Source organism: Acaryochloris sp. 'Moss Beach', from assembly GCF_021497025.1.
GTDB classification, from domain to species: Bacteria; Cyanobacteriota; Cyanobacteriia; order Thermosynechococcales; family Thermosynechococcaceae; genus Acaryochloris; species Acaryochloris marina_A.
The window spans coordinates 5211145-5235141 of sequence record NZ_CP071717.1 but is presented as its reverse complement, the minus strand read 5'-3'; the positions used below and the strand labels follow the sequence as shown (position 1 = coordinate 5235141).

Annotated in this window: 21 protein-coding genes; 8 read left to right on the top strand and 13 right to left on the bottom strand. The window is 47.9% G+C overall.

The window, feature by feature from the left end; translation table 11 throughout:
• Positions 1–26: 26 nt before the first annotated feature.
• A complete protein-coding gene (locus tag HRE53_RS24670) occupies positions 27–479 on the bottom strand; it encodes a hypothetical protein (RefSeq protein ID WP_235108333.1) in 453 nt (150 codons plus the stop codon).
• Between the two features lie 177 nt (positions 480–656).
• Between HRE53_RS24670 and HRE53_RS24665 the strand changes: the two genes are divergently transcribed.
• Positions 657–1811 carry a pentapeptide repeat-containing protein gene (locus HRE53_RS24665; RefSeq protein ID WP_212665702.1) on the top strand — a complete coding sequence of 385 codons (1155 nt, stop codon included), beginning with the start codon at positions 657–659 and terminating at the stop codon, positions 1809–1811.
• A gap of 91 nt (positions 1812–1902) precedes the next feature.
• On the opposite strand, the gene HRE53_RS24660 is transcribed toward HRE53_RS24665, so the two are convergent.
• The 7 genes from HRE53_RS24660 to egtC form a co-directional block, all read right to left on the bottom strand.
• The gene (locus tag HRE53_RS24660; protein WP_235108332.1) at positions 1903–3951 is read right to left on the bottom strand and encodes a DUF3137 domain-containing protein; all 2049 of its coding nucleotides are present in this window, start codon (positions 3949–3951) and stop codon (positions 1903–1905) included.
• A gap of 3 nt (positions 3952–3954) precedes the next feature.
• Positions 3955–4533, bottom strand: coding sequence for a LemA family protein (locus HRE53_RS24655; protein ID WP_235108331.1), 579 nt, complete (start codon positions 4531–4533; stop codon positions 3955–3957).
• Between the two features lie 135 nt (positions 4534–4668).
• Positions 4669–5610, bottom strand: a complete 942-nt coding sequence (locus HRE53_RS24650) for a DnaJ C-terminal domain-containing protein (protein WP_212665699.1) — start codon at positions 5608–5610, stop codon at positions 4669–4671.
• A gap of 49 nt (positions 5611–5659) precedes the next feature.
• Entirely contained in the window at positions 5660–7672 is a 2013-nt protein-coding gene (gene dnaK, locus HRE53_RS24645) for a molecular chaperone DnaK (RefSeq protein ID WP_235108330.1), read from the bottom strand.
• A gap of 261 nt (positions 7673–7933) precedes the next feature.
• Positions 7934–9052, bottom strand: a complete 1119-nt coding sequence (gene egtD / locus HRE53_RS24640) for an L-histidine N(alpha)-methyltransferase (RefSeq protein WP_235108329.1) — start codon at positions 9050–9052, stop codon at positions 7934–7936.
• An 86-nt stretch (positions 9053–9138) separates the two neighbouring features.
• A complete protein-coding gene (locus tag HRE53_RS24635; RefSeq protein ID WP_235108328.1) occupies positions 9139–10437 on the bottom strand; it encodes an SUMF1/EgtB/PvdO family nonheme iron enzyme in 1299 nt (432 codons plus the stop codon).
• Complete coding sequence (gene egtC / locus HRE53_RS24630) at positions 10427–11239, bottom strand: ergothioneine biosynthesis protein EgtC (RefSeq protein WP_235108327.1); 813 nt, start codon at positions 11237–11239, stop codon at positions 10427–10429. Before egtC ends, HRE53_RS24635 begins: the two co-directional genes overlap by 11 nt.
• A gap of 128 nt (positions 11240–11367) precedes the next feature.
• Here egtC and HRE53_RS24625 point away from each other — a divergent pair, with 128 nt between their 5' ends.
• From HRE53_RS24625 to HRE53_RS24615, 3 genes are all read left to right on the top strand, one after another.
• Complete coding sequence (locus HRE53_RS24625) at positions 11368–13827, top strand: response regulator (protein ID WP_235108326.1); 2460 nt, start codon at positions 11368–11370, stop codon at positions 13825–13827.
• 87 nt (positions 13828–13914) lie between these two features.
• The gene (locus HRE53_RS24620; RefSeq protein ID WP_235108325.1) at positions 13915–14568 is read left to right on the top strand and encodes a YIP1 family protein; all 654 of its coding nucleotides are present in this window, start codon (positions 13915–13917) and stop codon (positions 14566–14568) included.
• A 140-nt stretch (positions 14569–14708) separates the two neighbouring features.
• The gene (locus tag HRE53_RS24615; RefSeq protein WP_235108324.1) at positions 14709–15572 is read left to right on the top strand and encodes a pentapeptide repeat-containing protein; all 864 of its coding nucleotides are present in this window, start codon (positions 14709–14711) and stop codon (positions 15570–15572) included.
• 3 nt (positions 15573–15575) lie between these two features.
• Here HRE53_RS24615 and HRE53_RS24610 read toward each other — a convergent pair whose 3' ends face one another.
• A complete protein-coding gene (locus HRE53_RS24610) occupies positions 15576–16199 on the bottom strand; it encodes a pentapeptide repeat-containing protein (RefSeq protein WP_235108323.1) in 624 nt (207 codons plus the stop codon).
• A gap of 4 nt (positions 16200–16203) precedes the next feature.
• Positions 16204–16677 carry a hypothetical protein gene (locus HRE53_RS24605; protein WP_235108322.1) on the bottom strand — a complete coding sequence of 158 codons (474 nt, stop codon included), beginning with the start codon at positions 16675–16677 and terminating at the stop codon, positions 16204–16206.
• A gap of 202 nt (positions 16678–16879) precedes the next feature.
• Here HRE53_RS24605 and HRE53_RS24600 point away from each other — a divergent pair, with 202 nt between their 5' ends.
• The 3 genes from HRE53_RS24600 to HRE53_RS24590 all read left to right on the top strand — a co-directional run bounded on the left by HRE53_RS24600 (position 16880) and on the right by HRE53_RS24590 (position 18355).
• Positions 16880–17674, top strand: coding sequence for a polysaccharide deacetylase family protein (locus HRE53_RS24600; RefSeq protein ID WP_235108321.1), 795 nt, complete (start codon positions 16880–16882; stop codon positions 17672–17674).
• 34 nt (positions 17675–17708) lie between these two features.
• The gene (locus tag HRE53_RS24595; protein WP_235108320.1) at positions 17709–17969 is read left to right on the top strand and encodes a hypothetical protein; all 261 of its coding nucleotides are present in this window, start codon (positions 17709–17711) and stop codon (positions 17967–17969) included.
• A gap of 239 nt (positions 17970–18208) precedes the next feature.
• Positions 18209–18355, top strand: coding sequence for a hypothetical protein (locus tag HRE53_RS24590; protein WP_212665688.1), 147 nt, complete (start codon positions 18209–18211; stop codon positions 18353–18355).
• Between the two features lie 189 nt (positions 18356–18544).
• Here HRE53_RS24590 and HRE53_RS24585 read toward each other — a convergent pair whose 3' ends face one another.
• Positions 18545–21073, bottom strand: coding sequence for a sigma 54-interacting transcriptional regulator (locus HRE53_RS24585; RefSeq protein WP_235108319.1), 2529 nt, complete (start codon positions 21071–21073; stop codon positions 18545–18547).
• A gap of 129 nt (positions 21074–21202) precedes the next feature.
• Positions 21203–22204: a Rieske 2Fe-2S domain-containing protein gene (locus HRE53_RS24580; RefSeq protein ID WP_315876662.1), complete on the bottom strand. Its 1002-nt coding sequence runs from the start codon at positions 22202–22204 to the stop codon at positions 21203–21205.
• A 52-nt stretch (positions 22205–22256) separates the two neighbouring features.
• Between HRE53_RS24580 and HRE53_RS24575 the strand changes: the two genes are divergently transcribed.
• Positions 22257–23054, top strand: a complete 798-nt coding sequence (locus HRE53_RS24575) for a TetR/AcrR family transcriptional regulator (RefSeq protein ID WP_235108317.1) — start codon at positions 22257–22259, stop codon at positions 23052–23054.
• Between the two features lie 73 nt (positions 23055–23127).
• Here HRE53_RS24575 and rpaB read toward each other — a convergent pair whose 3' ends face one another.
• Positions 23128–23862 carry a response regulator transcription factor RpaB gene (gene rpaB, locus HRE53_RS24570; RefSeq protein ID WP_212665684.1) on the bottom strand — a complete coding sequence of 245 codons (735 nt, stop codon included), beginning with the start codon at positions 23860–23862 and terminating at the stop codon, positions 23128–23130.
• Between the last annotated feature and the right edge of the window lie 135 nt (positions 23863–23997).

The following is a 23997-nucleotide window of genomic DNA, read 5'->3' as shown; positions in this document are numbered from 1 at the left end:
ACGAACCAATGATCAACAGACTGGTATTAACAGTGGGCTGCAATTTGGCTAGCCTCGCGAGGGGGATAGGTCAAGGCAGCAATTAGCAGCACTGTCAGATCAAACGCCAATTTCAAGCTATGGATCACTACGTTTTTCACCACAACTAAACAGCCCATCAGTAAAAGTTTCAACAGAGTTCGGCCAGACTGGGCCACTGCAGGGGTTGTCGAGGTGACTAATTTACCGGGCAAATACAAAAAGAGGGACAAAGCCAACAAGTTTACGATCAGAATTCCGATGAGCAAATAGCTACCCAGACCTGCCAAAAAAGATCCTTTTTGCATTGAAGGCAGCAGCTTATCTAAGGTGGACAACACCCCAACCATACCTAGGGGTGCTAACCATCGCGGTAAGCTCATGCCTTCGGTAAATTGCTTCAGTAGGTGAAATCCATTATTGACGACAACCGATAACCATTCACCACTCTGATCAGCCATGAACTAGACCTACCCATAGACGTTGAAGACATCTTACACATAATTCAGGGATTGTCAATGCTTTTCCTTTGAATAGAGGGATTTAGCAAAATCTTTTGCTCATATTTACAGAAATGCGGCGAAAAACTTTTTTCAGAGTTATTTTAGTGGAGATGTTAGGGGATTTTGGAGTCGAGCATGGCGAGTCGTGAGCATCTAAACATACTGAACCAAGGCGTTAAAGCCTGGAATCAGTGGAGAGATGCCAACCCTAATATTCGTCCTGATCTGCAGTTGGCAAACCTGAATGGGAAAAACCTCAGCAAGATCAATTTCAGTCGAGCGGATCTCAGCGGTGCAGATCTGAGTGGGACAGAACTCAGACATGCTCATCTGATTGGCGCGAATCTCAGCCGAGCCTTTATGCGTTGGTCGGATCTGAGTCGAGCCACCTTAAGGGGTGCCTATTTATGGGGGGCCGATTTGAGTGGCACGACCCTGGAACAGGTGGACCTGAGCTATGCCAAGCTGCGAGGGGCAACCATGCGTTGGGCCGATCTCAGCTTTGCCAGACTGACTCAAGCCAACCTTCGGGGAGCGACCCTGAGTGGGGCCACTCTCTGCCGTTCAATTCTGAGAAAGGCAGATTGTAGTTGGACAGAACTCCGCTGGGCCGATATGCGGGGAGCTAACCTGTATGAAACGGATTTGCGGTGGACGGATCTGCGCGGAGCCGATTTGCGATACTCGTCGTTAGATTATGCGATCGCACTTTCGTCTGACTTCACCGGAGCCACCTTTACCGGGGCCAGTATTGAAAACTGGAAGATCAGTAATGAAACCAAATTTGATGAAGTTGACTGTGCCTATATTTACCTCAAGTCTTCCCAACGGGATCGTCATCCCCTAGCCGGCGATTTTATCTCAGGTGAGTTTATCAACCTGATTCAAAAGCCCTTAGGGACGATTGACTTACTCTTTTTACACGGTATCGATTGGCTAGCCTTTGTCGCTGCTTATCAAACTCTTACCAGTGAATTTGAACAGTGTGACATCAATATTCAGGCCATTGAGAAGAAAAGCGGAGGCGCTTTTACGGTTCGATTGGAAGTCCCCGTTGATGCGAATCATGAGGCGATAGAAGCTCAAGCAAAACAACATTATGCTGCTCAGCTCAAAGCCATTGAGAGACGATATAAATCTCAGCTCAACGCCACGGATGTGGAATTAAAAATCTACCGCCAGAAAAATGCTGATATCAAGGAGATTACAAAACTGCTAGCGGTTAGGCCCTTAAAAGCCAGGAATAAAGCGGCCCTTCAACATCGGTCTAACTTACGGGTCCCCTCCTAAAGTCTGGCTGGATTTGTTCTATCTCAGACTGGATTTCACACAGAACTTGAAATAACTCCGTTCATGGAGGGTCACAGTTCTGCTAGTGTCCCTACTGACGAGTCCAAATCCGGCGATTAAGGTTGAGATCTTGGATAATTCCTAACATGAGCTGGAAGTTATCAAAGTAATCTTGCATCGGTCTGAAACTCAGCATCGTTTTGAATAGCTGAGCCTCAAACAAATCTCGGTCATGATGGATGGCAATAAAGATCTGATTCTCTGAGAAGGATATAGAGACGGGACGCTGGGCTTTTTTTCTAAACTTCACGAGGCGTTCCATTAGGCTCGTCGATAGAATATATCGGGCCTCAACTTGATCGTCACTGTATACGGTATACAGCTGGTCAAATTCTGGGTCTTCTAGCTTAACGAGTTGTCCAGATCGATTCAATTGCTTGAGTTTCGAGGCTAATGAGCCTGTGAAAACAACGGTCTCACCCTGAAAACTCTTATTAAACTCAGATCGAAAAAACAGTCCTTTAAACACCTGCCGTCGAGTCACCTGATTCCCCACTTGGTCTTTGAAGCTGTCGTAATCAAAGCGTTGGCCTTTGAACATCCTGATCACGATAAAAGGCGAGGCTTTCAAAAAGCTAAACATCAAAACCAGCACTAAAATAGGTAATTTAATAAACGTGAGAAACCCTCTTGAACGTCTCAGTAAAAAAGGCATCATCTTAGGGATGAATGCGTGATAGATTTCATGCTCAGCCACGACCTCTGAGAAGTAAACATTAGCCGGACCGATATTGCCATACACACAATCATCTTGTTGAAGGTGAAATGTGGAGTTCAGAGCAGGAAATAGTCGACTTCTCAGGATCGCCATCCTAGTGAGGGAATTATCTCCATAGGCAGCATAGCTTAGGCCTTGATCGTTGTTGATGTAACGAATCACTTTCTCAATGATTTTGGTTTTAAACCCACGTTCATACATCTCCGTTTGAACGCTATAGAAAATAGCCCAACTCCATAAACAGCCAATTATGCCAAATAGAAAAAATGTAGCGACCAATAATAGCGACCGAAAATTTGGGAAGGAGAATCTAGGTTCTTGGCACTTTAAGATGAAGTCAAAAAACAGCTGTTCTGCAGTGCCATCGTCAGCATTGCTCAACTTTTGACCCAGACCAGAAGTGATCATGTCTCGGATGCACTCACCCTCCGTAGGGATAGGAAAAAGTGGAAGAGACTGAAACACTTGCGGAACCTGAGTCAGAATCAAAATCAAGATAATTAGAAGGATGGCACCAACAATAGCTAAAGCTTTCAGGGCCGACTGCCGCTTGGTCTCATACTCCTTCAGATCTTCCACTAAGTTTTGTCGACAATAATCTTTGAACTCTGCTAAGGTGCGATGCTTAAAGAAAGGTTTTTCTGGCGACCCTTGAGATGATGCAGCAGAGACACTATCGGTTTTGGCGGTAGCTTGCATTCCTGTAACCACTTCGGTCGCAACCAAGAGGCTAAGGCTTTGGATAAATTTTTCTGCCCAGGCTTGAGTGGCTGGATTATCGGCCAGTATTGTTCCTAGGGATTTTGCCTGTTCGAGTTGACCCGCTTTTTGATAAGCGGTAGCCAACCACATTTGGGCTTGGTAAAAATCCGGATGGGAAGCATCTCCACCCTGGCGAAACTGCTCTAGGGCATGAATTGCCTGGCTAAACTGTTGGCTTCGGAGGGCTTCACGGCCTTCGGAGAGGAGCTGATTTGCATCAGTTAGGGACAAGGGAGCTGCACTAGGTTCAGGTATGGGTCCATCTGCTGGTACAGTATTGACTTCTTCTTCAGTACTGGCTGCTAAAGCTTCTTCGGCAATGGCTGCGGCTTTATTCGATAGTTTGTCTTGCCAACGTTTTGCCCAAGAGCGAATATTGGGCTTTTCGCATTCCGTCAATTCCTGGCAAATGGCCAGGGCTTTATCAAGCTCATTCACCTGGTCATAGGCTTTGACTAGGGCTTTACAGGCTTGATAATGTTCTAAAGATCCCGGTTTAGGGTTGGCGTGATAATAGTTTTCTAAACGCTGAACGGCTTCAGGATAATCCTGTTTTTCTAGGGCGAGTAACCCTGAACGATATTCTTTGAAAGGAGTCATGATTTAATTTTGAAGGAGGTTGCGGACATCAATAGCCCGTCGATCTTGAGCGGTTGCTTCAAACAAGGATTTGGCTTCATCCCGACGCCATGTGGCGATTAAGTTGCTCGGGAACATTTCGATACTGTTGTTGTAGTCCGTTACAGCTCTGTTATAGAAGCGACGAGCAGCAGACAGCTGTTCCTCGACCTCATTCAAGGACCCTTGAAGTTGAACAAACTGTCCATCTGTTTTCAGATCAGGATAGTTCTCGGTTAAGGCCAGGACATTAGCTAAAGCACCTGAGAGTTGATTCTCGAGCTGGACCCGGTCTTCCGTAGACCCCTGGCCTTTCATCACTTGCGATCGCAGTTGCGTTACTTTCACAAGAGTTCGCTCTTCAAACTCCATATAGGTTTTGGCAATCGACACCAAGCTTGGAATCACATCACAGCGTTTTTTCAGCAATACATCAACACTGGAAAACGCCTGATCGACTTGATTTTTCTTAGCGACTAGATTATTAAAGAAAAACCATACGACTCCTCCCAAAACCAACGGAAGCAGCAAAATCAGGGCTAAAAGAATCTGCACAATTAGCATAATGAAGCTAACTCAAAATAACGCCAATAATCCAAGTTTTATGATTACTTGACTATTGTTCCCGATATTTTTGTGAGAATAGCAATTTAATCTAAGCTCAAGCACTAGGCGTTAAAGCATCACCTAAAACTACTATTAGATCGGTAAATCTGCTCGTGGCTTATAGGTTTCAATTTGGCGAATTTGTTCGTAGAGTTCTCGCTCTCGAGAGCTAATATTTTTAGGAGATTCGATGCGAATCTCAACTAATTGATCGCCTCTTTTTCCATTCGAAGCGGGGTACCCTTTTCCACCTAACCGAAGTCGCTGGCCGGAGCGCACTCCACTCGGTATCGATACCTTAACCCATCCATCTAGGGTTGGGGCTTCGATTTGCCCTCCCAAGATGGCTTCTGCACAGGTAATCGGTAATTCGCAAACAATATCGTTCCCTTCTAAGCGGTAGAAGGCATGGGGGGAAACATCAATTTTGAGATAAAGATCACCCCCTGAGGTTCCCTGACCTTTCAGACGAATGCGCTGACCCGATACCATCCCCATGGGCATCGACACTTCTAGGGAGCGTCCATCTTCCAGGCGAATGCGCTCTCTGCCCCCCGCATAGGCTTTTTCCAGGGGCAAAGTCAGCCGTGCTTCGGCATCTCGCTGGCCAACTGCAGAAGCTTTAGGCTTATTTCTCGTTTGCTTGCGAGCATTGCTTTTCTTGCCATAGGGTCGCTCCAAGAGCTGATCCAAAAACTCTTGGAAATCTGCAAACTCACTGAAATCAACCTTATCAGAGGCAAAGGGATTGGTTTGCCCTCCCCATTTCTTAGCCGATTGGGGACTACTCGACTTCTGAAATCCCTGCTGTTGCCAATATTGACCGAACTGATCATACTTGGATCGCTTCTCGGCATCCGACAACACATCGTAGGCTTCACTGATGGTTTTAAACTGCTCTTCCGCCGCTTTATCGCCCGGGTTCAAATCTGGATGATATTGTCGGGCTAATTTTCGATAGGAACGCTTAATCTCTTCCGTGGGTGCCTCTTTAGACACCTTAAGAATGTCGTAGTAATTGCGGAAGTTCTGCATCTACCTCTTGTTAGCCTAGTTCGCCAAAATTGCAACGATACCGTTGAGTTTACCAATCATCATCCTCCCAGTCTTCCCAGAAGTCCCCATCCATTCGACTCGAAGACCGACGCGGGGGTGGATCATCGGACGACGGTCGCCCTGTCACCAATTCCACGCCTTTATTCACCCCTTTGGATACAGCATCACTGATCGAAGACATAGAAGGCAAGGGGAATAGCTCCTCTTCGTCATCGTAGTACTCTTGATTGACGCGAGTCACCTCTTGATTGAGTTCATATAGCGCATCTTGGAGATTGGCATAGTCCAAATCGATCTGGCGATCCTGATCTTGGTTAATGCTGTCTTGTAAGTCTCGGGACAGGGTCTCGACCCGCCTTCTCAGGTTGTTGGCGAACTGAGGACCAAAATCTAAGGTGATTTCTCGCAGCTTGCGATCGCATTGGCTAATCAGATCTTGACCCCGATTCCGCTTATCAATTCGCTCACGACGGAGCCGATCCTTATCGGCAAACTGCTCCGCTTCCTGGAGCATCCGGTTGACTTCAGAATCTGACAGATTGGCCGCCCCTTGGACCGTAATCGTTTGTTCACGGCCCGTGTATTTATCCATCGCCGTCACTTGCAGAATGCCGTTGGCGTCGATATCAAAGGATACCTGCACTTGAGGCACCCCTCGGGGCGCTGGCGGAATCCCCCGCAGCTGAAACCGTCCCAAGGATTTATTGCTATTCGCGAGCTGTCGTTCCCCTTGAAGCACATGGACTTCGACCTGGTTCTGATTGTCTTGGGCCGTAGAGAAGACATCAGAACGCCGGACCGGAATCGTCGTATTACGAGGAATCAGGGTCTTCATCACCCCGCCAATCGTTTCTAGGCCAAAGGACAAGGGTGTCACATCTAGCAGGAAAATATCCTGCAAATCGCCTGCCGTAATCCCCGCCTGAATCGCAGCGCCCACAGCCACCACTTCATCTGGGTTAACATTCTGATTCGGACGTTTGTTGATCATCTGGCCAATCAGATTCTGGACCATGGGGATGCGGGTGGAGCCACCCACTAGCACCACTTCATCAATATCGATGGAGCGCAGATTACTATCCCGTAAAGCCCGTTCCACTGGGGCCTGTAGGCGCTCCGCCACATCGGCACATAAATTTTCAAACTGGCCCCGGCTCAACACCACGTCCATATGTTTGGGGCCTTCTTCCGTCGCCGTGATAAAGGGCAGGCTCACATTCGTCTCGGGCAAACCAGATAGTTCGATTTTGGCCTTTTCTGCAGCTTCTGTCAGGCGCTGCAGGGATTGGGGCTCCCGGCGCAGATCAATATTTTCTTGCTCTAGGAACTGCTCAGCCAGCCAATCTACAATGATCCGGTCAAAATCCGTGCCCCCCAATTGGGTATCCCCACTCGTCGCCCGCACTTCAAAGACCGAATCTCCCACATCCAGAATCGAGACATCAAAGGTGCCGCCGCCCAGATCAACCACCATCACCGTTTGGTTATATTGATTGTCCAATCCATAGGCTAGAGCCGCAGCGGTCGGCTCATTAATAATCCGCTTTACCTCTAAACCCGCAATTCGCCCCGCATCCCGCGTGGCCTGTCGCTGAGCATCATTAAAGTAGGCGGGCACTGTAATCACTGCCCCAGTAATCGGTTCTCCAAGAAAACGGCTCGCCTCATCTGCAAGTTTCCGCAGAATCATGGCCGACACCTCTTCCGGGGCAAATTCTCGTTCTAAGGCAGGGCATTTAATCTTGATATTGTCAGCCTGGTCACGCCGAATCGTATAGGGAACCCGTTTGGAAAAAGCAGATAATTCGCTATACCGACGCCCAACATATCGTTTAAAGGCATAGAAGGTATTTTGGGGATTGAGGACAGTTTGTCTGCGGGCTAATTGACCAACAAGACGTTCCCCTTCTTTGCCAAAAGCCACCACAGAAGGGGTTGTACGGCTGCCTTCGGTGTTGGCAATCACAACTGGCTTGCCTCCCTCCATCACTGCCACCACTGAATTAGTAGTACCTAGGTCAATGCCGACAATTCTGCCCATGAACTCTATTTCTCCTATCGCCAGCCTAGTGCGATCTGTATCGTGAACCGTTGAATTTAATATTTTATCCTGCGGAACGGATTCTGTTCTGTGAGTGAGAATGGCCTCTGGAGAAGAATGAATTCTTCAGCTGAGGAGAAACATCTTGGAATTGCCCCTACAAGGGAGAAAGTCTCCTGACATTAACCACCTCTTGGTTCATGTGCACCATCATCCTTATTTCTACAGAATACCTTAGCCGTCTTATTCCTGGGGCATCCATCAGCTCTCCTGGGTCACCTGAGAAATTTCCTGGCATTGGCAAAGAACCAGCCCAAACCATTGGTTTGCATCCGTCCAAGTTCGCAAGGGGGTTAATTCCTTTTGTATTGAAGTCTCCCCTCCATCCGAAGACTCCGCCAATTCCTGAGAGACGGAGCGCAATTGTTGCTTTAAGGTCTCTAAATCAAATTTACGAGAGATTTCAGTCCGGATGGTTTCTTCCTGGTCAAACTCAACTGCCAGATCCAGGGCCGCTAGGTTGACCTGCTGAGTCTTTAGGCTAACGAGATGCATTTCGATCTGATGCTCATCCAGATTGTAAAACGCCTGGTGTTGGAAATTATCCACCTGGAAATCACCTTGAAATCGCTGATTGAGATGCTGCAGCATATTCAAGTTAAACGCGGCCGTCACCCCTTGGCTATCGTTATAGGCAGCTTCTAATTGCTGAACCGATTTTTGTAAATCTACCCCTAACAGTAAATACTCACCGGGTTGCAACGCTTGGGTTAACTCAGCAAAGAAGTGTTCACATTCCTGAGGGTTAAGATTCCCCAGGGTACTGCCCAGAAAGCAAATCATCCGGGTTGGCAATTGAGAGGGCAGCAAGGCAGCTAGAGCGGCCTCATAGGTGCCGACATAGCCATGAATATTGAGGGTGGGATAGTCCTTGAGTAGGTCGATGGCGCTCTGTTTGAGGATACCGCCGCTCACGTCAATGGGGCAGTACCAAGAGGCAAGACCAATATCAACATAGGCATCTAAGAGCAACCGTGTCTTTGTAGAACTGCCACTCCCCAATTCTACTAACTCACTAGGGCCAGTGATGGTGGCGATCTCGGATGCATAGGCCTGGAGAATAGCAGTCTCAGTCCGGGTGGGGTAATATTCCGGCAACTCACAGATTTTTTCAAAAAGTTGAGAGCCTGGATCATCGTAAAAATATTTAGCCGGGAGGGTTTTGGGCGTTTTCGACAACCCTTGAATCACATCTAGTCCCGGCTGGGTAGCGGTCGGAGACGGGTCCGAAGCAAATTGGGTAATCTGTAAACGAGATGGAAGGTCCGTAGGGGATAGTGCCGACAGGGATTGAGTTGCTGTATGCACAGACTCAAGCATGGGTGAGAGGTCTCCAACAGGGAGGCAACACAACGGTCACCTAAGGTTCCCAACCACTGTAAACCATCCCAAACAAACCCGCACAACTAGCCATAGGCACAGCGAAACCCGGCAAAATGAATTCGAATCCGAGGCTCATACCAGTTCCGGAAAGCCCCCCGGAGGACTGGAGCCTGAGTGGCCCAACTGCCTCCTTTTAAGATGCGATGCTGGTGATCAAAATAGACCATGGAATACCCTTTGTAAGGATAGGGCTCGAAATCAGGAAAGGGATGGAACCAAGTATTCGTCCATTCCCAAACATTTCCCAGTAAATCGAAACAACCATAGGCACTTTGCCCTTTTGCATACTGATGGACGGGGGTTGTCCCCCACTGCAAGCCCCCATGATTACAGTGATGCTTTTCTAGGGCCTGGTTGCCCCAAGGGTAGTCTCGCTTGGTGGGAGGATCCTGGGGTGCAGGGTGCCAGCAGGCCGCTTTTTCCCATTCCGCCTCGGTAGGCAGGCGTTTACCCACAAACCGGGCATAGGCATCGGCTTCATACCAGCTCACCCCACAGACTGGATGATCAGCTCCCCCCTCTGCCATCCAGTGGGTGGGATGATTAACGGGGTTAGATTGCAACCATTGCCATCCCGCTGCTGACCAATAGTGAGACTGGCCATATCCTCCAGCCTCGATGAACTGTTGATATTGACCTTGAGTCACCGGAAATCGATCCATCCAAAATGAATCTACCTGAACCCAATGAGATTTTTTTTCGTTATCCAGGGCTTCTAACCGGTCATTGCCTAATAAGAATCGCCCCCCTTCAATCGGAATCATGCCTGGATCTGGTAGGGATGTCTTTGCGGTTTTAGAGACATTGACAACAGCAACGGGCCATTTCTTTTCCTTTGGCACAAAAGCAACGGGTTGTGATTTTCGGCGATGCAGTTGGAGAACCCAGGTGATCGTCTCGCAATGCTGACTTTCATGCTGGACTAGCCAATGCCATAGCCAAGCCCGAGAGTCTAAGGGGGCTTCCAGCAAATAGTCCCAAACTTGATTCCGGATTTGATCTAGATAGGCACATATTTCTGTAAAAGAGGGTAGATTTTGCCGCTCAGCCTTCGGTAACCCATCCGCTGCAAATAACCGCCGATACTCAGGAAATAGTGGAGCGAATCCAGCTTCATGCTCTAAAAGCCAAAGTCCTTCGGTAAAGCCAATATGTCCTAAATGCCATCCCACAGGACTAAAGTCAGAATTGGCTTGCAGTCGAAACGTATTTTCACTGACGTCTTCAAATAACTGGAGGGTGCGAGCGCGGGACTGAGTCAGGGTTTCCCTAATGGCTAATTGTAGGTGTTCTGTTTCAGTAAACATCTCCTTAGAGGGCATGAGTGGTGACTTCTCCCTTGGGATTGATGGTTAATAAACTGTTTGCCGGAATGGATTGCCAGCAGTCTCCAAACTGCGATCGCATCTGCGCATCTGCATCTAAAGGCTCCGAAGCTACCACCACCCCTTTCACCGGATGGGTGACATTCAGCCAATACAAAGATGGGGGCGGATCTGGATAGGCAAAGCGAGACACCGTCATGGATTGACCATCACTGAGAACGATATTCAAGCTAACGCGCACCTCATAGGACTTAGCCCAAGTCTTAATCTGGTTCAAGGTTTGGGTTAACGCACCCACCAGGGTTTGCTCAGGATTTTGAGCCAGAGTTTCATAGATTAAAGCCAGAATATGTTCTGAGTCTGTTGTTCCTTCGATACTTTGATAGCGTTCGTCACCGAGACATTCCCGCATCGGTCGATATAGGGTTTGGCGGAACCGTTCAATAAAACCATTGTGAATCCCCAGTAACTGCCCATCGCCAAACGGCTGGCAATTACTAAGCTGCAGACTTTGCCCCAAGGTGGCGCTGCGAATATAAGCCAAAAAACTTCCAGAAGAAATATAGCGACAGAGTTCCTCAAAATTCGGATCGTTCCAAATGGGCAAACGATTGCGATACCGATAGGGCAGTTGATCTGTAGCGGGCTTGTACCAACCCATGCCAAACCCATCGGCATTAATTAAACCCGCCGTCATTTCTTTGGGCTGGTAACTCTGGGCCACGAGGGAATGGCGGGGAGTAATAAGAAAGGTATCTAACGAAACCGGTTCGCCTAAATAGCCCAACAAACGGCACATAGAGAGGAAAGTCCTTATCCATCAGTGAATACTGTAGCAAGCTCCATGCAGGTCTTTGAATGAGCATGCCATAATTACGTCAGCCGACTTTCTATTTAGACCTGTTGAGGGGATCAACGATTATCCCAATGCCACAACAGCCTGCGGATCCATTCAACATCGCTTCTTCTCTTTCATTGGCCAATCCCTTCGCGGCCTTTATTGACCAAACGGTTGATATCTTCGTGGCCTATGACCAAAATTTGCGAATTATCACCATCAATAAAATCGGTGCCCAGCGGCTGCAGTTGGCCTATGAACAAATCCTGGGTCAAACGAACCAGCAACTCTTGGGGCCACAAGCAGAACTAATCGATCCATTTATCACATCGGCCTTGGAAACGGGGGAAAGAATTTTTGCTGAACAGGAACTCGTATTTAATCATCAACGCTACTACTACGACACGATTTATACCCCGACCACAGATGCGAGGACGGGAGATCGGCAGGTTTGGGGAATTTGCCGAGATATCACCATCAAAAAGGATCTGCAAAAAAAGCGGGAAGCCCTGCTTAAGCAACAAACCATCCAGATCGAAGAGCGGTTTCGGACATCCTTTAATAATGCCGCCATCGCCAAAGCATTACTCGCTTTAGATGGATCTTGGCTCCAAGTCAACCTAGCCTTAAGCCAACTTTTAGGCTATGGCCCATCTGAACTCCTGAAATTGCGCATTGAAGATCTGACTCACCCAGAGGATCAAAACATTGATCGGCATCAAATTCGACAGCTCTTAATCGGTCAAACGCCCAGTTACCAAACTGAAAAACGGTTTCTGCATCGGTTGGGGCATACCCTTTCCGTCCTCTTAAATGTTGCCTTAATCCACAATTCCCAGGGGAAACCTTCCTATTTCATTGCAGAAATGCAGGATATTAGCCAACGCAAACAAGCCGAGGCCGCCCTGTATCTCCAGCTCCAAAAAACGTTACAACTACAAACTGCCCTCCAAACCAAAAATCAGGCTCTGCTAGAAAGTAGCCAAGCCGCCCAAGCAGCAAACCTCGCCAAAAGCGAGTTCCTGGCCATGATTAGCCACGAAATCCGCACGCCGATGAATGCCGTGATCGGCATGACGGATTTACTGAAAGATACTCACCTCGATCCCCATCAGCAGGATTTTGTGGAAACGATTCGAACCAGCGGTGAATCACTCCTCAATATCATTAATGACATTCTTGATTTTTCGAAAATCGAGTCAGGGAAATTAGAACTAGAGCTACATCCCTTCCCCATCTCCACCTGTGTGGAAGAAGCATTAGATATTGTCAACTCCAAAGCGACAGCCAAAGGGCTGGAACTGGCGTATTGTATTGAACCCGGAACCCCCATCCATATCCAGGGGGATGCCAATCGTCTCCGGCAAATCCTTGTCAATTTGCTGGGGAATGCGGTGAAGTTCACGGCCTCTGGTGAAGTCATTGTGACCATCTCTGCCCGAGATGTCGCCACTGCGGAGATGACCCCAGAAGTCCCTTTATCCCTCCATGAACTCCTCTTTGCCGTCAAAGATACCGGCATTGGCATTGCCCCGGATCATCAGCAAAAACTGTTTCAGTCTTTTTGCCAACTAGACTCCTCCATTACCCGGGAATATGGTGGAACGGGATTAGGATTGGCCATTAGCAAACAACTCTGCGAGCTGATGGGCGGGACGATTTGGATAGAGAGTCAGGTAGGGATTGGTTCAACCTTTTTCTTCACCATTGCGGCCTCTGCTTTACCGGGCCCTGAGGATCACCGAGAAACAGAACCCCAATTCCAAAACAAACGGATTTTGATTGTAGAAGACAATGCCAGTACGGGCCAGATTCTTTGCCAACAAGTCCAGACTTGGGGATTAGTTCCCACCTTGGCTTCATCCGGCTGGGAGGCCATGGAATGGGTTAGGAACATGAGATTTGATGTTGCGATCGCAGATCTGCAGCTCCCCGATATGGCCTGGCCCAGACTCCTGTCGGAGCTGACTCAAAATCATGTTCAAGCCCCACTCCCCATTATTGGCTTATGTGCCATCGGCGAAAGTGCAGCCATTTGGCAATATCAGCCTCTTCTATCGGCCTCTCTCAGTAAACCCGTTAAACAATTTAGGCTCTACCAGGCCCTAATCAAATCTCTCTCCACTCATCTGTCCGATATTGTCCAGCCCTCAACATCCAAGCCACTCCAACCACCGACCACTTCTCCGGTCAGAATTTTGGTGGCAGAAGATAACGTTGTCAATCAAAAAGTCATTCTTAAGTTACTCGATCGCTTGGGCTATCAAGCAGATCTGGTCACCAATGGATTGGAGGTGCTAGCAGCATTGCGTAAACAAACCTATGATGTGGTGCTGATGGATGTCCAAATGCCGGAGATGGACGGCATCACCACAGCCCAGAGTATTTGTGAAGAGTGGGATAACACAACTCGGCCACGCATTGTCGCCATGACAGCCAATACGATGCAGGGCGATCGCGAGTCGTATTTAGCCTCAGGCATGGACGACTACATTGCAAAACCCGTTCGACTCAAAGGACTTGAACGGATATTGTCAGAATTCACATAGAAATATTACACCTAAAATAAACCAGACTTAACACCTAAAAATACAATTAATAGGTGTGAATACAAACCAAGGTTTTAGAATGGAACGATGAACCTGTGGACACTGATTGTTCAACCCCACCGCTTTTTTCGGCAACTATTTGATCAACCGCTTCAACATTGGGTGCCCTTAGGCATTGTCTTAAGTGCAGGCTGGCTCCGGTACATCGCCTATGGGCTCTGGACCCGGAACTTATCCCCCATTATTTCTACCGAGTTAATACAGTCTTTCAGGACCGAAACTGGAAGCCCCCCGTTTTGGGTAATCCTCCTACTCATTGGCTTAATGGGTTGGCCCTTATTGAGCTGGGGAGTGTACGGATGGATGATTCAATGGCTCACCGGCCAAAGGCGGGCTTGGCAGCTTGCAGGGTGGACCCAATGGCCCCTGGCCATTGTGGGATTGATCATGGTGGGAGCTGCCGGGCTATGGCCAGCGACCGGACGCGTGATTCCCTTTACCCAATTTGTAGCATTTAGACCGGAAGAACCCCTACTCAACCAATACCTAACTTGGCTCCACCTATATAGCCAAACCTTGAACGGACACGTGTTCCTCCAACTGCTATTTTGGTGCGTCTTGGTAGGCAGCCTTTGGTCTTTATGGTTACTGTACTGGGGCGTCAAGTGCCTTGCCCCCCAAAAAGCGATGTTGACCACCAGTATTTTGACCCTTTGGCTATTGATTTGGCGAGTGCTATAACGGTCAACTTTTCAGGTCTGCAGGTTCACCCCCGAGGTAAGGTTCGATACCTTAGCATTTTGTAACATTGTCCTGATCACAGTACAGTGATTAGAGAATAAATACCTATTGCAGACCGTTTTTTAATTTGGGTGAATGACATGAAACAGTTGAATAAAGGCAGTCTCGCGATAGGAACAGTCACCACTTTTATCGCGTTATTTCCTCTGGGGGCTGCCAGCAATACCCCTCAGACTCCCAACCCCGAGCATCTTCAGCAGCTAAAGGCCACGAACAGTTGTGAGGGTTGCGACCTCAGGGGAGCTAATTTTCAAGATCAAAATTTAAAAGGCGCTAGCTTGCAGGGAGCAAACCTGCAAGGGGCCAATTTACAGGGCGTTAATTTGGACGATGCCAATCTAGAGAGCGCTAATCTGCAATCTGCCAATCTCAGCAAAGCCACCCTAAGACGGGCCAGCTTAACCACAACCCTCAAGCAAGCCACCAATTTGCAAGACGCCAATTTAACCCAGGCAACCTTAGTCAAAGCCAAGCTCAAAGGCGCCGATTTGCGCCGGGCCAACTTGTTTGAAGCCGCTTTAGAAGATGCTGACTTTAGCGTTGCTGTGGTAGAAACAGCCCAAGGCAATCGTCGCGTCTACTTCAGCGACCTAAGAGAGGCTAATTTCAATAAAAGCAACCTCAAGAGTGCGAATCTCAACCAAGTCTATTTGGCCAACGCTAATCTCAGCGAAGCCAACTTAAAAGGGGCAAAACTAAAGCAGGCCCAACTGAAGTACACCAACCTCAATGGGGCCAAGTTAAACCATGCAGATCTGAGAAAAGCCACTTTAGAAAGCGTCAATCTCAGCGGGGCCGACTTAAGTAGTGCCCATCTCGGCAAAATCGCCATGAAAGATGTCAACTTACGAGATGCCAACCTAAGCAATGCTGATTTAAGCGGGGCTAAATTCTGTCAAATGGATATCCCCGCCTCAATTCAAGCCTTGGCAACCTGCAAGTAAGACCTACTGGGAAATGCCATCCGGGAGGGTGGCCCCTGTTAGGTCTGCATCCGTGAGCTTAATTCCCTTCACATTAGCGCCACTCAAATCAGCTTCCTTAAGATTTGCACCTGTGAGATCAGCATTTTGGAGATTAGCGCCCCTTAAATCAGCTGAGAACAAATTAGCTCCATTCAGCTTTGCCCCTTTCAGATTAGCTGAACCTAAGTTCACCCCTTGGAGTTTGGCTTGTTGCAGTTTTGCCCCTTTCAGATTGGCAGACGTCATGCGGCTGCTACGCAAATCCGCGCCCGCCAAATTAGCGCCTCGCAAATCAGCTTTACTCAAATCCGTAACGCTGAGGTTGGTGGTTTGCAGATTCGCATCTGACATTCGGGCCTGAATGAGCTTGGCACCCGTCAGGTTAGAGGCGTTGAGGTTAGCATTCTCCAAGTTGGAGAAAATCAGGTTCGCCCCTTGCAAGTTAGTAACGCTCAGATCCATGCCGCCAAAATTAGCACGGGATAAATCACAGCGAATACAGCGACGAGTATTGAGCAATTGTTGAATATGTTCGGGTAATTCTGCCTGGGCGGGAAATGCGATCGCAGCCAAGCCCAACGCCAGAATTAAAGGTTTATAGTTCATAGTTCTAATTCCCTAGCTTGTCAGGTTTGTCTTCAACAAAGCCTCTGCCAGGCCCCAAGTCCCAACGCTTCCGGCTCTTAGCCACAGTGACCCAATAATTGAAGCGATCTCGGACCGTACCAAAGGAATAGACCAAGCAGGTTTTGGTTGGACAGTAAAAAGAAAAGACCCCTTTCTTTTGGGTAGTCGTAGTTTTATACCCCTTCTTATCGGTAATCTGAGGCAAAAACTGCTGATCGAGTTGGGTGAATAGCGTCCAAGCTTCGACGGGCTTTTCGAGGGTCAACCGCGCCCGAGTCAGGTTTACTTGGGCTTGGCGAAGTTCTGCCGTTAGCTTGGTTGCTAACTCGTTGCAATCATTTTGGGGATAGCAAGGAATGTAGTGAATGACGTTGTCTTCGAGAGGGGCTTCACTATCTTGAAACACAGCATATTGATAGCCAGCCACCCGACCAGCTGCTTGAGCGGGGGGCAACAAACGCTAAAGCACCTAACAAGACACTTGACACCACATATTGTTGTTTCATCGTCATAAAATGAATCTTTTGTTAATGATATGTTTACTTTCTGTAATCTTTATCTTTTCAGCTTTTGGAGTTCCTGTCACGATTCTTGCTGTAGATTCGGCTAGAACCTAGGCTGAAAGACAGGATTCATCCCTCCTCAATCCATTGTTTTATATGGCTAACTTTCGCTTCTTTATCCGATACCGACTCCAAGTCGCAGGGCTGGCCATTGGAACACTCATCGCAGCATTGCTAGTACTCTGGATGCAGCCCCGGTGGGCAATTGATCGCCTAGCCCCCTTAATTTGTCCAGGTGCGATTTTCTATCTCCCCACCGAGCAACCGATTGTCGCCCTCACGATTGATGATGGCCCCGATGATCAACGAGCAGGGGATACCAATACCACCGGAAAAATATTGCAGGTTTTGGCACAGCACGATGCCAAAGCAACCTTTTTTATGATCAGCAGTAGATTATCGGCTCAGAACCAAGCCTTTATCACCCAAATGGTCAGGCAAGGCCACGAGTTGGGTAATCACCTCACCATTGATGTCCCCAGCATCAGCCTTCCTTTACCTGAATTCCAAACTGCTTTGCAAACCGCAGAACAGGATATCCTAGCTGCCGCCAACCATAAAACATCCCTGGAGTGGATGCGTCCAGGGAGTGGCCGCTGCACTCCAGAGATGGCTGAGATTGCTCAACAGCAAGGATACAAAATTGCCCTGGGGGCACCATGGCCCTATGACACAAATCTGCCGTCTTCAGATTTCGCCGCTCAACAGATTTTGGCGAATGTCCAACCCGGCAGCATTATCGTTCTCCATGACTATGGACCTGAGGGGGCCTGGGGGCTGCGAACCGTCCAGACGCTGAATCAGATTTTGCCCCAACTCAAACAAAAAGGATATCGAGTCGTTACCCTGACTGAGCTATACCGGGAAGCCTCCAAATCCAATTCCTTATAATTTACCCCATCAAACCGAGGTCTATTTCCTCCGAATGACTTCTAAATCGGGGGCACTGGCCATTCCTCATGCCATGGGTGATGGCAATCACTCCCACCCCAGAAATCGATCACTGCTTTCTATTAGCTGGCCCAGCATACTAAACCGTATCAACCCAGCAGAGGACAATGTAATGGTTCTTCTCGACACCCTCAGAATTTTTGGCCATGCATCAGCCATCACCCTAATGATGTTTGGCTTAATGTGGCTATCCGGTGCATTTGCTGGCACCAATCACTTTCAGAAGCAAAGCTAATTTCATCGCAATCAAGCCAAAACTCTTTTGTTTTTTCGCAACTTTCCCTTTTCAAAGTTGCTCAGTTTTCTCAGAAACTATTCAGGATGATCTCAAGAAGATCGCCTACATTAAGGACATCGCAGATGGGGCTACATCAGAAAAAATATTCCCTATTTCAATTATTTTCTGATGACTCACTTGAGAATTGTGTGGCCTCCAATCTACGACACTGCCCAAGTAGAATTCAGGTAAAAACAATGACTCAAATCAAACAACAAACAACCCCCAACACAACCACTGAATTACTCCCCAAGCCAAACCAAGCAGACGTTGTGCCAAGCACTTGGGATCAATACTGTGCCATCAATGACTGGTCCGATGCCTGTCGGGTCTATGATGTGTAATCCGATGAACCCACAAGCTAAAAATTTTCTGTATTATTGTGGTTAAGGGCTGTCAAAAAGGCTAGATCTTAATCCAAAAACAATGGGTTTGCCTCACTCTTCTAGGGGCAAACCCATTGTTTAATTTTCATCAGCAAATACATCTGAATAGAAACAATCTTGAAATTTTTCTGACTCTTCCAGCAACCATTACATTCCCACAATCACTGACCATAAACAGACGCCTAATCCTAGGCTCGTCATATGCTGAGGAAGGAGGACAGAAATAGGTTGACGAGCAATTTTTTGAGTAAGCACCCACGTCAGGAAAATTGCGCTCAAAATTGTGGAACCTTGGAGAAAACTAACCACGGCAGGATGGGCTACCCAGATAGGTAATTCCGCTCCAGAAAAGCCAAACGTGGCCCAGGTGACGGGTAGAATTTGACCTGCTTCTGTCAGTCCTAAGCGTAAATAATGGGCTAAGGTACCGCCGAGGACCAGAGGTAAATATCCATAAACCAACTCTATAAAGGGTCTTGGTTTCAGGTTGGGACTAATACGGCATAAGACGGCATGGGAAAGTAAGGGAATCAAAGCAGCTATCCCCAACACCAAACAAGACACCAGAGCATGGACTGAAAACTGCTGCAGATGCAAATCCAGCCCTATCCAGGTTTGCAATTCAGGAAGTCGATGCAGGAAAATCCCCCCTAACAACAGCAGGAGCAATGCGGCCTCATAGATTCGAGGGGTGTGGGTTGTCCATAATTCAATGCCGGGGGGACGCAAATTGAACTCTACAGAACGGTGGGGGCAGGCCTGCAAACAGGTCATACAGAGCACGCAATCTCGGTTATCTTCCAATTGAGCGGGATGAGAGTAAAGGGGGCAGCCTGTTGTTTCTTGTCCTTCTCCTTTTTCAGGTCCGCCTTTGTAGCATTGATAGGTACTGCACTCAGCAGAACAGGTGCCTTGTTGTGCCCTTAGCTCAGTCATAGAAAGTTTGGCAAATAAGCCATTCATTCCCCCGATAGGACACAGATAGCGACACCAAAATCGGCGTTCAAAAATCTGTGAGCAAATGATGGCACCTGCCGTAATCAGCAGCAGTAGGCAGCTAGACAGATAGGCCGTATCCTCTAAATTCCATAGTTCTTCCCAGAGAAAGATCAGGGTAAATAGACCAAATAAGAACCAACCTCCCCACTGCTCGGCTTGCTGGCGGGGCCATTGCCGCAGTTGTCTCGGCACCAGCCAGAGAGACAGTTTTTGCAGCAATTCACCACAAATCATAAACGGACAGACGGAGCACCATAGACGCCCCACAAAGGGGAAACCGATTAATATCAACGGCCACCACCAGGCCCAAAATAAGTTCAAGGCAAAGTTCTGACTCCGTTGCTGAGGACCCACAAATAGGACGATCACCACAAAAATAAATAGGGGTAAGACGATGCCGTAGTTGATCCGGGTGGGCCACCAGGGACTGCGGAGAAATCGCCGCAACCACGGGTTGACATTGAGCAGGTTGAGGCGGAAGCGCTGTTGGCGATCTTGGGCGGCCCAAAAGATTTCTGCGGTTAGATCTTCGTTGGGAGACGATTGTGAGATCGCACGCTCCACCAAACTATGCAGCTCAACAATATTGCCTGGGTAATTGTAGCTTTGTAAACGTCGCAAGGCTTCAGGGGTCAACTGTCGCTTAGCAAAGCCCTGTTCCTTAGAAAGTAGACTGATATAGTACTCAACTTGGGCACCCACATCCGCCTTACTCACCCGCAACGGCGGCATCTTAACCCGATGGGAAATCACCCCATCCAGTTCCGGCTGAACCTTCTCAGCCGTCAAGATTAAGCGAGCATTGCTGGTACGAGGCTTCACTGCATTCCCGTCTCTTTGAACCGGTACGTAAGTCTGGGTTTCTAAAAGCTGCCGTATTTGTGGGCATAATGCGGGTGGCAGTTCTTGAATATTATTTAAAAGAACCGTGCCCTCACCCACCGCTTCTAGAAGTCCAGGCTTACCCCCCACTCGACCAAACAAACTGGCCCCGCTGATTTGTAGGGTATTGCAGTTAATCTTCACCATCGGCTCCCGTCTTTGGTTCGATCCAAAGTGAACGAGAGCGGCTGCATTATCTTTTTCTAGACCGGGTTCGCCAAAGATAATCACTGAATCGCGAGTACGTGCTGCCTCCTTGAGTTGCTCTCGCAATCGCTTAGCATAGCGGCTAGAGCCGACTATTCCTCTATTTGCCTTAGGGACCAAATAGGGTCTGAGGATAGCTTGTCGTTCCTGTTCAGCCACTAACTCTTGGGAAACATTCGCCAAGTCTTTAGACAGCTTTTGCGACACAATTCGCGTCACATCTTGATATTCACCCGCGATCTTGAGTAGGTCTTTTTTGGAAATGACCCACAACTTGCAATCCGTTAAAGTAATAATGGTTTGGAGGGTCGGCTGATCGAGCAAGATGTCGAAAAGATGCAGCACAGCCCCTGGTAACAAGCTACAGACCTGTGCCGTATCCACCAAACTAGTGTGATAGCTTTCAAGACGGCCTTGACGCAAAATATATACCGCATCCGGCAAAGTATCTTCTAGAATCAGTCGCCGATTGGCTTCTAGCGTCTGTGCTTCTACTTTTTTAGCCAGCCGATCCAGAATCTTTTCAGGAAAGATATCTAGATCTGTATGCTCCTGTAACCAAGCCTTAATGTCCTCTGAGGATGTCATGGAAATTTTTCTCCTCAATATAGGTGTGAAAGGTTTAATATCATGCCCTTCAAACCAGTGGTTCTGAACCAAGGTTCTAATCTCAGACCAAGACTAGAGATTAGGAATAGAACCATCCTACTGCCCGATTCACTTGGATAGATGAGGCTCCACCACTTTGGGAAAATTGTCGAAATTCCGTCGAACCCAATCCATACCCACTTCGTTATTGAGTTTGATATTTTGGGGTGCATCACCATAGAGCTTGGCTAAGATATCGACATCTTGTTCTACTGCCACTTGGCCGAATTTGAGAAAAGAATTACCAAAAACCTTGAATAGTGAATGCTGGAGCTGAGCAAACAGCAAAATATAAGTACGAGTCCGCTGTTCTGACTCAGGCACAAAGAAATGGCATTGAGCAATTTTTCCTAAGGGTGTTTCAGTATGTAAAATGACCAGCCCCGGAAAATAGTTCTCCAAATGTGCCTGAATGGTTTTGGGTAGCAACATCAGATCTGGCTTTCTCAACTTTTCCGTCCAGTGATAGGTTTCTGTGGGCATGTCGTAAAACGCATGGGATTGATACCCATGGTCTACAAATTGATGGAATTGAACGTCGGTGATCTGAAACAAATCACGGTGAGTGCCGTTTTGATGGTTGTAGTCATGCATCACCAGCAGCATACTCAGTAAATCCGTTTCTACGCTGTAGTCAGCAGTAGGTCCGATAAAATCATAGGCTTGGGCAATTTCATTCATAATGCTGGGAATCGGTATTTGGGGCTCATGGCCGCCATAGGACCAGATAAAATCGCCTTGAATCATTAGCTCTGGAGGCTGTAATTGGGGCAATGTTTTGCGTTGAGTACCCGGCAGAACGGTGCAACCTGCGCCATCAAACTGCAGCGCATGAAAAGGACAGACAATCCCTGATTGCCCATCATCTCCATCTGGCAAGAGTTCACACCAACCTTCCGACAGCATCGCCCCCATGTGGGGACAGCGATTGGGCAAGGCTTGTACTGAACCCGTGCCATCCTGCCAAAGCACATAGTCCTGTCCGTCCAGAGTCACCTTGAGGGGCTGATTGACAGGCAGCATAGACTTGTGCGCCAATAGCCAAGGCGCACCGGGAAGCATCGATCGCATCATCTTCTTCGCTCGCTATAAAATTGTGAAAGATTCGTCGTGTTTTAAAAATATGACAGATAATTCATATTCGTCAAGTCATTTCCGTCGACAGCCTAAACAGCAAAGAGGCAAAGAAAGGGTCGATAAAATCCTCAATGCGGCAGCAGATATCTTTGATCAGGTGGGCTACGATGCCGCTACCACCCACCAAATTGCCGCCCAAGCAGGGACTGCCGTCGGCTCTCTCTATCAGTTTTTCCCCAACAAAGCCGCTATATTCAATGCCATGGAGTTGCGCCACATCGAGCGCGTCAAACTATTTTGGAATGAATTGAATACCCCAGAAGTGGTACAGTTACCCCTGCGCCAAATGATCCACAAGCTGATCACAGCAGTGGTAGAACTCTTTGCCCATCCCGTATCGCGGGTCATCTTTATTCAGTTTTATACTTCCCAGGATATGTTCCAGTCTATTGACGAAAGCATGACCCAAGAAGCCATCAACTTTCTAGCGGATATTCTCCGGCAACGGAATCCTGACCTACCTGAGGGCCACCATAGCCTGCTGGCAGAAGTCTGTGTCCATAGCAGTAATGCCGTCACCTTGTCCGTTTTACGGACCAGTGACTTGGAGCATCGCCAACGACTGACAGAACAAATAGAAAATCTGCTGACGTCGTATTTAGAGCCTTATGTAGGGGATAACCTTACACAGAATGTAATGAAAGTAATGATATGCCCCCATTGTCAATCCGACAGAATCTCGAAAAATGGGCAACGCAGACAGCAACAATGCTATCTCTGTAAGGATTGTGGGAAGCAGTTTGTAGAGTCAGTGATGCTAAAGAAGGGGTATGAGTCCCCATAGCAAAACGCCTATAGATGAACAATCTATAGGGCATCGCTGGGTTATGAAATTGAACGTGAGTCCTGAATTAGGCTTAACCGGGCATTTCCCCAGGCTCAACAATGCGCTGAAACAGATATCCTGTCCCTCTAGCGGTCAGAATCAGCTCAGGGTTACTGGGATCCTCTTCTAGCTTGGCTCTCAGTCGAGAAATATGGACATCGACCACCCGAGTATCTACATGGCGCTCAGGGGTATAGCCCCAAACTTCTTGCAAAATATCGGACCGGGAGAAAGCCTCACCGGAACGGCTGACCAATAGTTCTAGCAGGCTAAATTCCATCCCTGTCAACCGGATGCGCTCATCTCCTTTGTAGACTTGGCGCTTGTTAGTATCGATCCGTAAGGTATGGACACTGATCACTCCAGAACTGGGAATGCCAGAGTTGCCGTTTTTGCTAACACGACGAAGTACTGAGCGGATACGAGCTTCTAATTCCTTCGGTGAAAACGGTTTAACCACATAATCGTCGGCACCGAGTTCCAAGCCGGTAATCCGATCGGCGACATCCCCCAGAGCCGTCAGCATAATAATGGGCACATCAGATTCTTTGCGGAGTTCTTGGCAGACACCATAGCCATCCAGTTTTGGCATCATTACATCAAGGACAACTAAGTCAGGAATGGCATGATGGAATGTATCGATGGCTTCTTCCCCATCTGCAGCGGTGACCACATCGTAGCCAATCATGGAGAGGCGTGTTTCTAGGATGCGACGAATACTCGCTTCATCGTCGACCACCAGAATTTTCTCTTTATGATTTTCCAATTTCCTTAATGCTCCTTAATTGCGAGTCATTGCTAAAAGTTAAATTTTTGTCCTCTGTTATTAAGTTAGCATGAAGTTAGTAACAGGAAAAAAACGCTGAAATGCTTTCAGACTAAAGACTTTAAGAATATTTAC

Bases quoted from the DNA above. Each gene is read 5' to 3' on its own strand.
- dnaK (WP_235108330.1), bottom strand. From the start codon at position 7,672: ATGGGCAGAATTGTCGGCATTGACCTAGGTACTACTAATTCAGTGGTG.
- egtD (WP_235108329.1), bottom strand. From the start codon at position 9,052: ATGCTTGAGTCTGTGCATACAGCAACTCAATCCCTGTCGGCACTATCC.
- HRE53_RS24665 (WP_212665702.1), top strand. From the start codon at position 657: ATGGCGAGTCGTGAGCATCTAAACATACTGAACCAAGGCGTTAAAGCC.
- HRE53_RS24585 (WP_235108319.1), bottom strand. From the start codon at position 21,073: ATGACATCCTCAGAGGACATTAAGGCTTGGTTACAGGAGCATACAGAT.
- HRE53_RS24670 (WP_235108333.1), bottom strand. From the start codon at position 479: ATGGCTGATCAGAGTGGTGAATGGTTATCGGTTGTCGTCAATAATGGA.
- egtC (WP_235108327.1), bottom strand. From the start codon at position 11,239: ATGTGCCGTTTGTTGGGCTATTTAGGCGAACCGGTTTCGTTAGATACC.
- HRE53_RS24590 (WP_212665688.1), top strand. From the start codon at position 18,209: ATGACTCAAATCAAACAACAAACAACCCCCAACACAACCACTGAATTA.
- HRE53_RS24625 (WP_235108326.1), top strand. From the start codon at position 11,368: ATGCCACAACAGCCTGCGGATCCATTCAACATCGCTTCTTCTCTTTCA.
- HRE53_RS24575 (WP_235108317.1), top strand. From the start codon at position 22,257: ATGACAGATAATTCATATTCGTCAAGTCATTTCCGTCGACAGCCTAAA.
- HRE53_RS24655 (WP_235108331.1), bottom strand. From the start codon at position 4,533: ATGCTAATTGTGCAGATTCTTTTAGCCCTGATTTTGCTGCTTCCGTTG.
- HRE53_RS24595 (WP_235108320.1), top strand. From the start codon at position 17,709: ATGACTTCTAAATCGGGGGCACTGGCCATTCCTCATGCCATGGGTGAT.
- HRE53_RS24580 (WP_315876662.1), bottom strand. From the start codon at position 22,204: ATGCGATCGATGCTTCCCGGTGCGCCTTGGCTATTGGCGCACAAGTCT.
- HRE53_RS24620 (WP_235108325.1), top strand. From the start codon at position 13,915: ATGAACCTGTGGACACTGATTGTTCAACCCCACCGCTTTTTTCGGCAA.
- HRE53_RS24650 (WP_212665699.1), bottom strand. From the start codon at position 5,610: ATGCAGAACTTCCGCAATTACTACGACATTCTTAAGGTGTCTAAAGAG.
- HRE53_RS24615 (WP_235108324.1), top strand. From the start codon at position 14,709: ATGAAACAGTTGAATAAAGGCAGTCTCGCGATAGGAACAGTCACCACT.
- HRE53_RS24600 (WP_235108321.1), top strand. From the start codon at position 16,880: ATGGCTAACTTTCGCTTCTTTATCCGATACCGACTCCAAGTCGCAGGG.
- HRE53_RS24635 (WP_235108328.1), bottom strand. From the start codon at position 10,437: ATGCCCTCTAAGGAGATGTTTACTGAAACAGAACACCTACAATTAGCC.
- HRE53_RS24610 (WP_235108323.1), bottom strand. From the start codon at position 16,199: ATGAACTATAAACCTTTAATTCTGGCGTTGGGCTTGGCTGCGATCGCA.
- HRE53_RS24660 (WP_235108332.1), bottom strand. From the start codon at position 3,951: ATGACTCCTTTCAAAGAATATCGTTCAGGGTTACTCGCCCTAGAAAAA.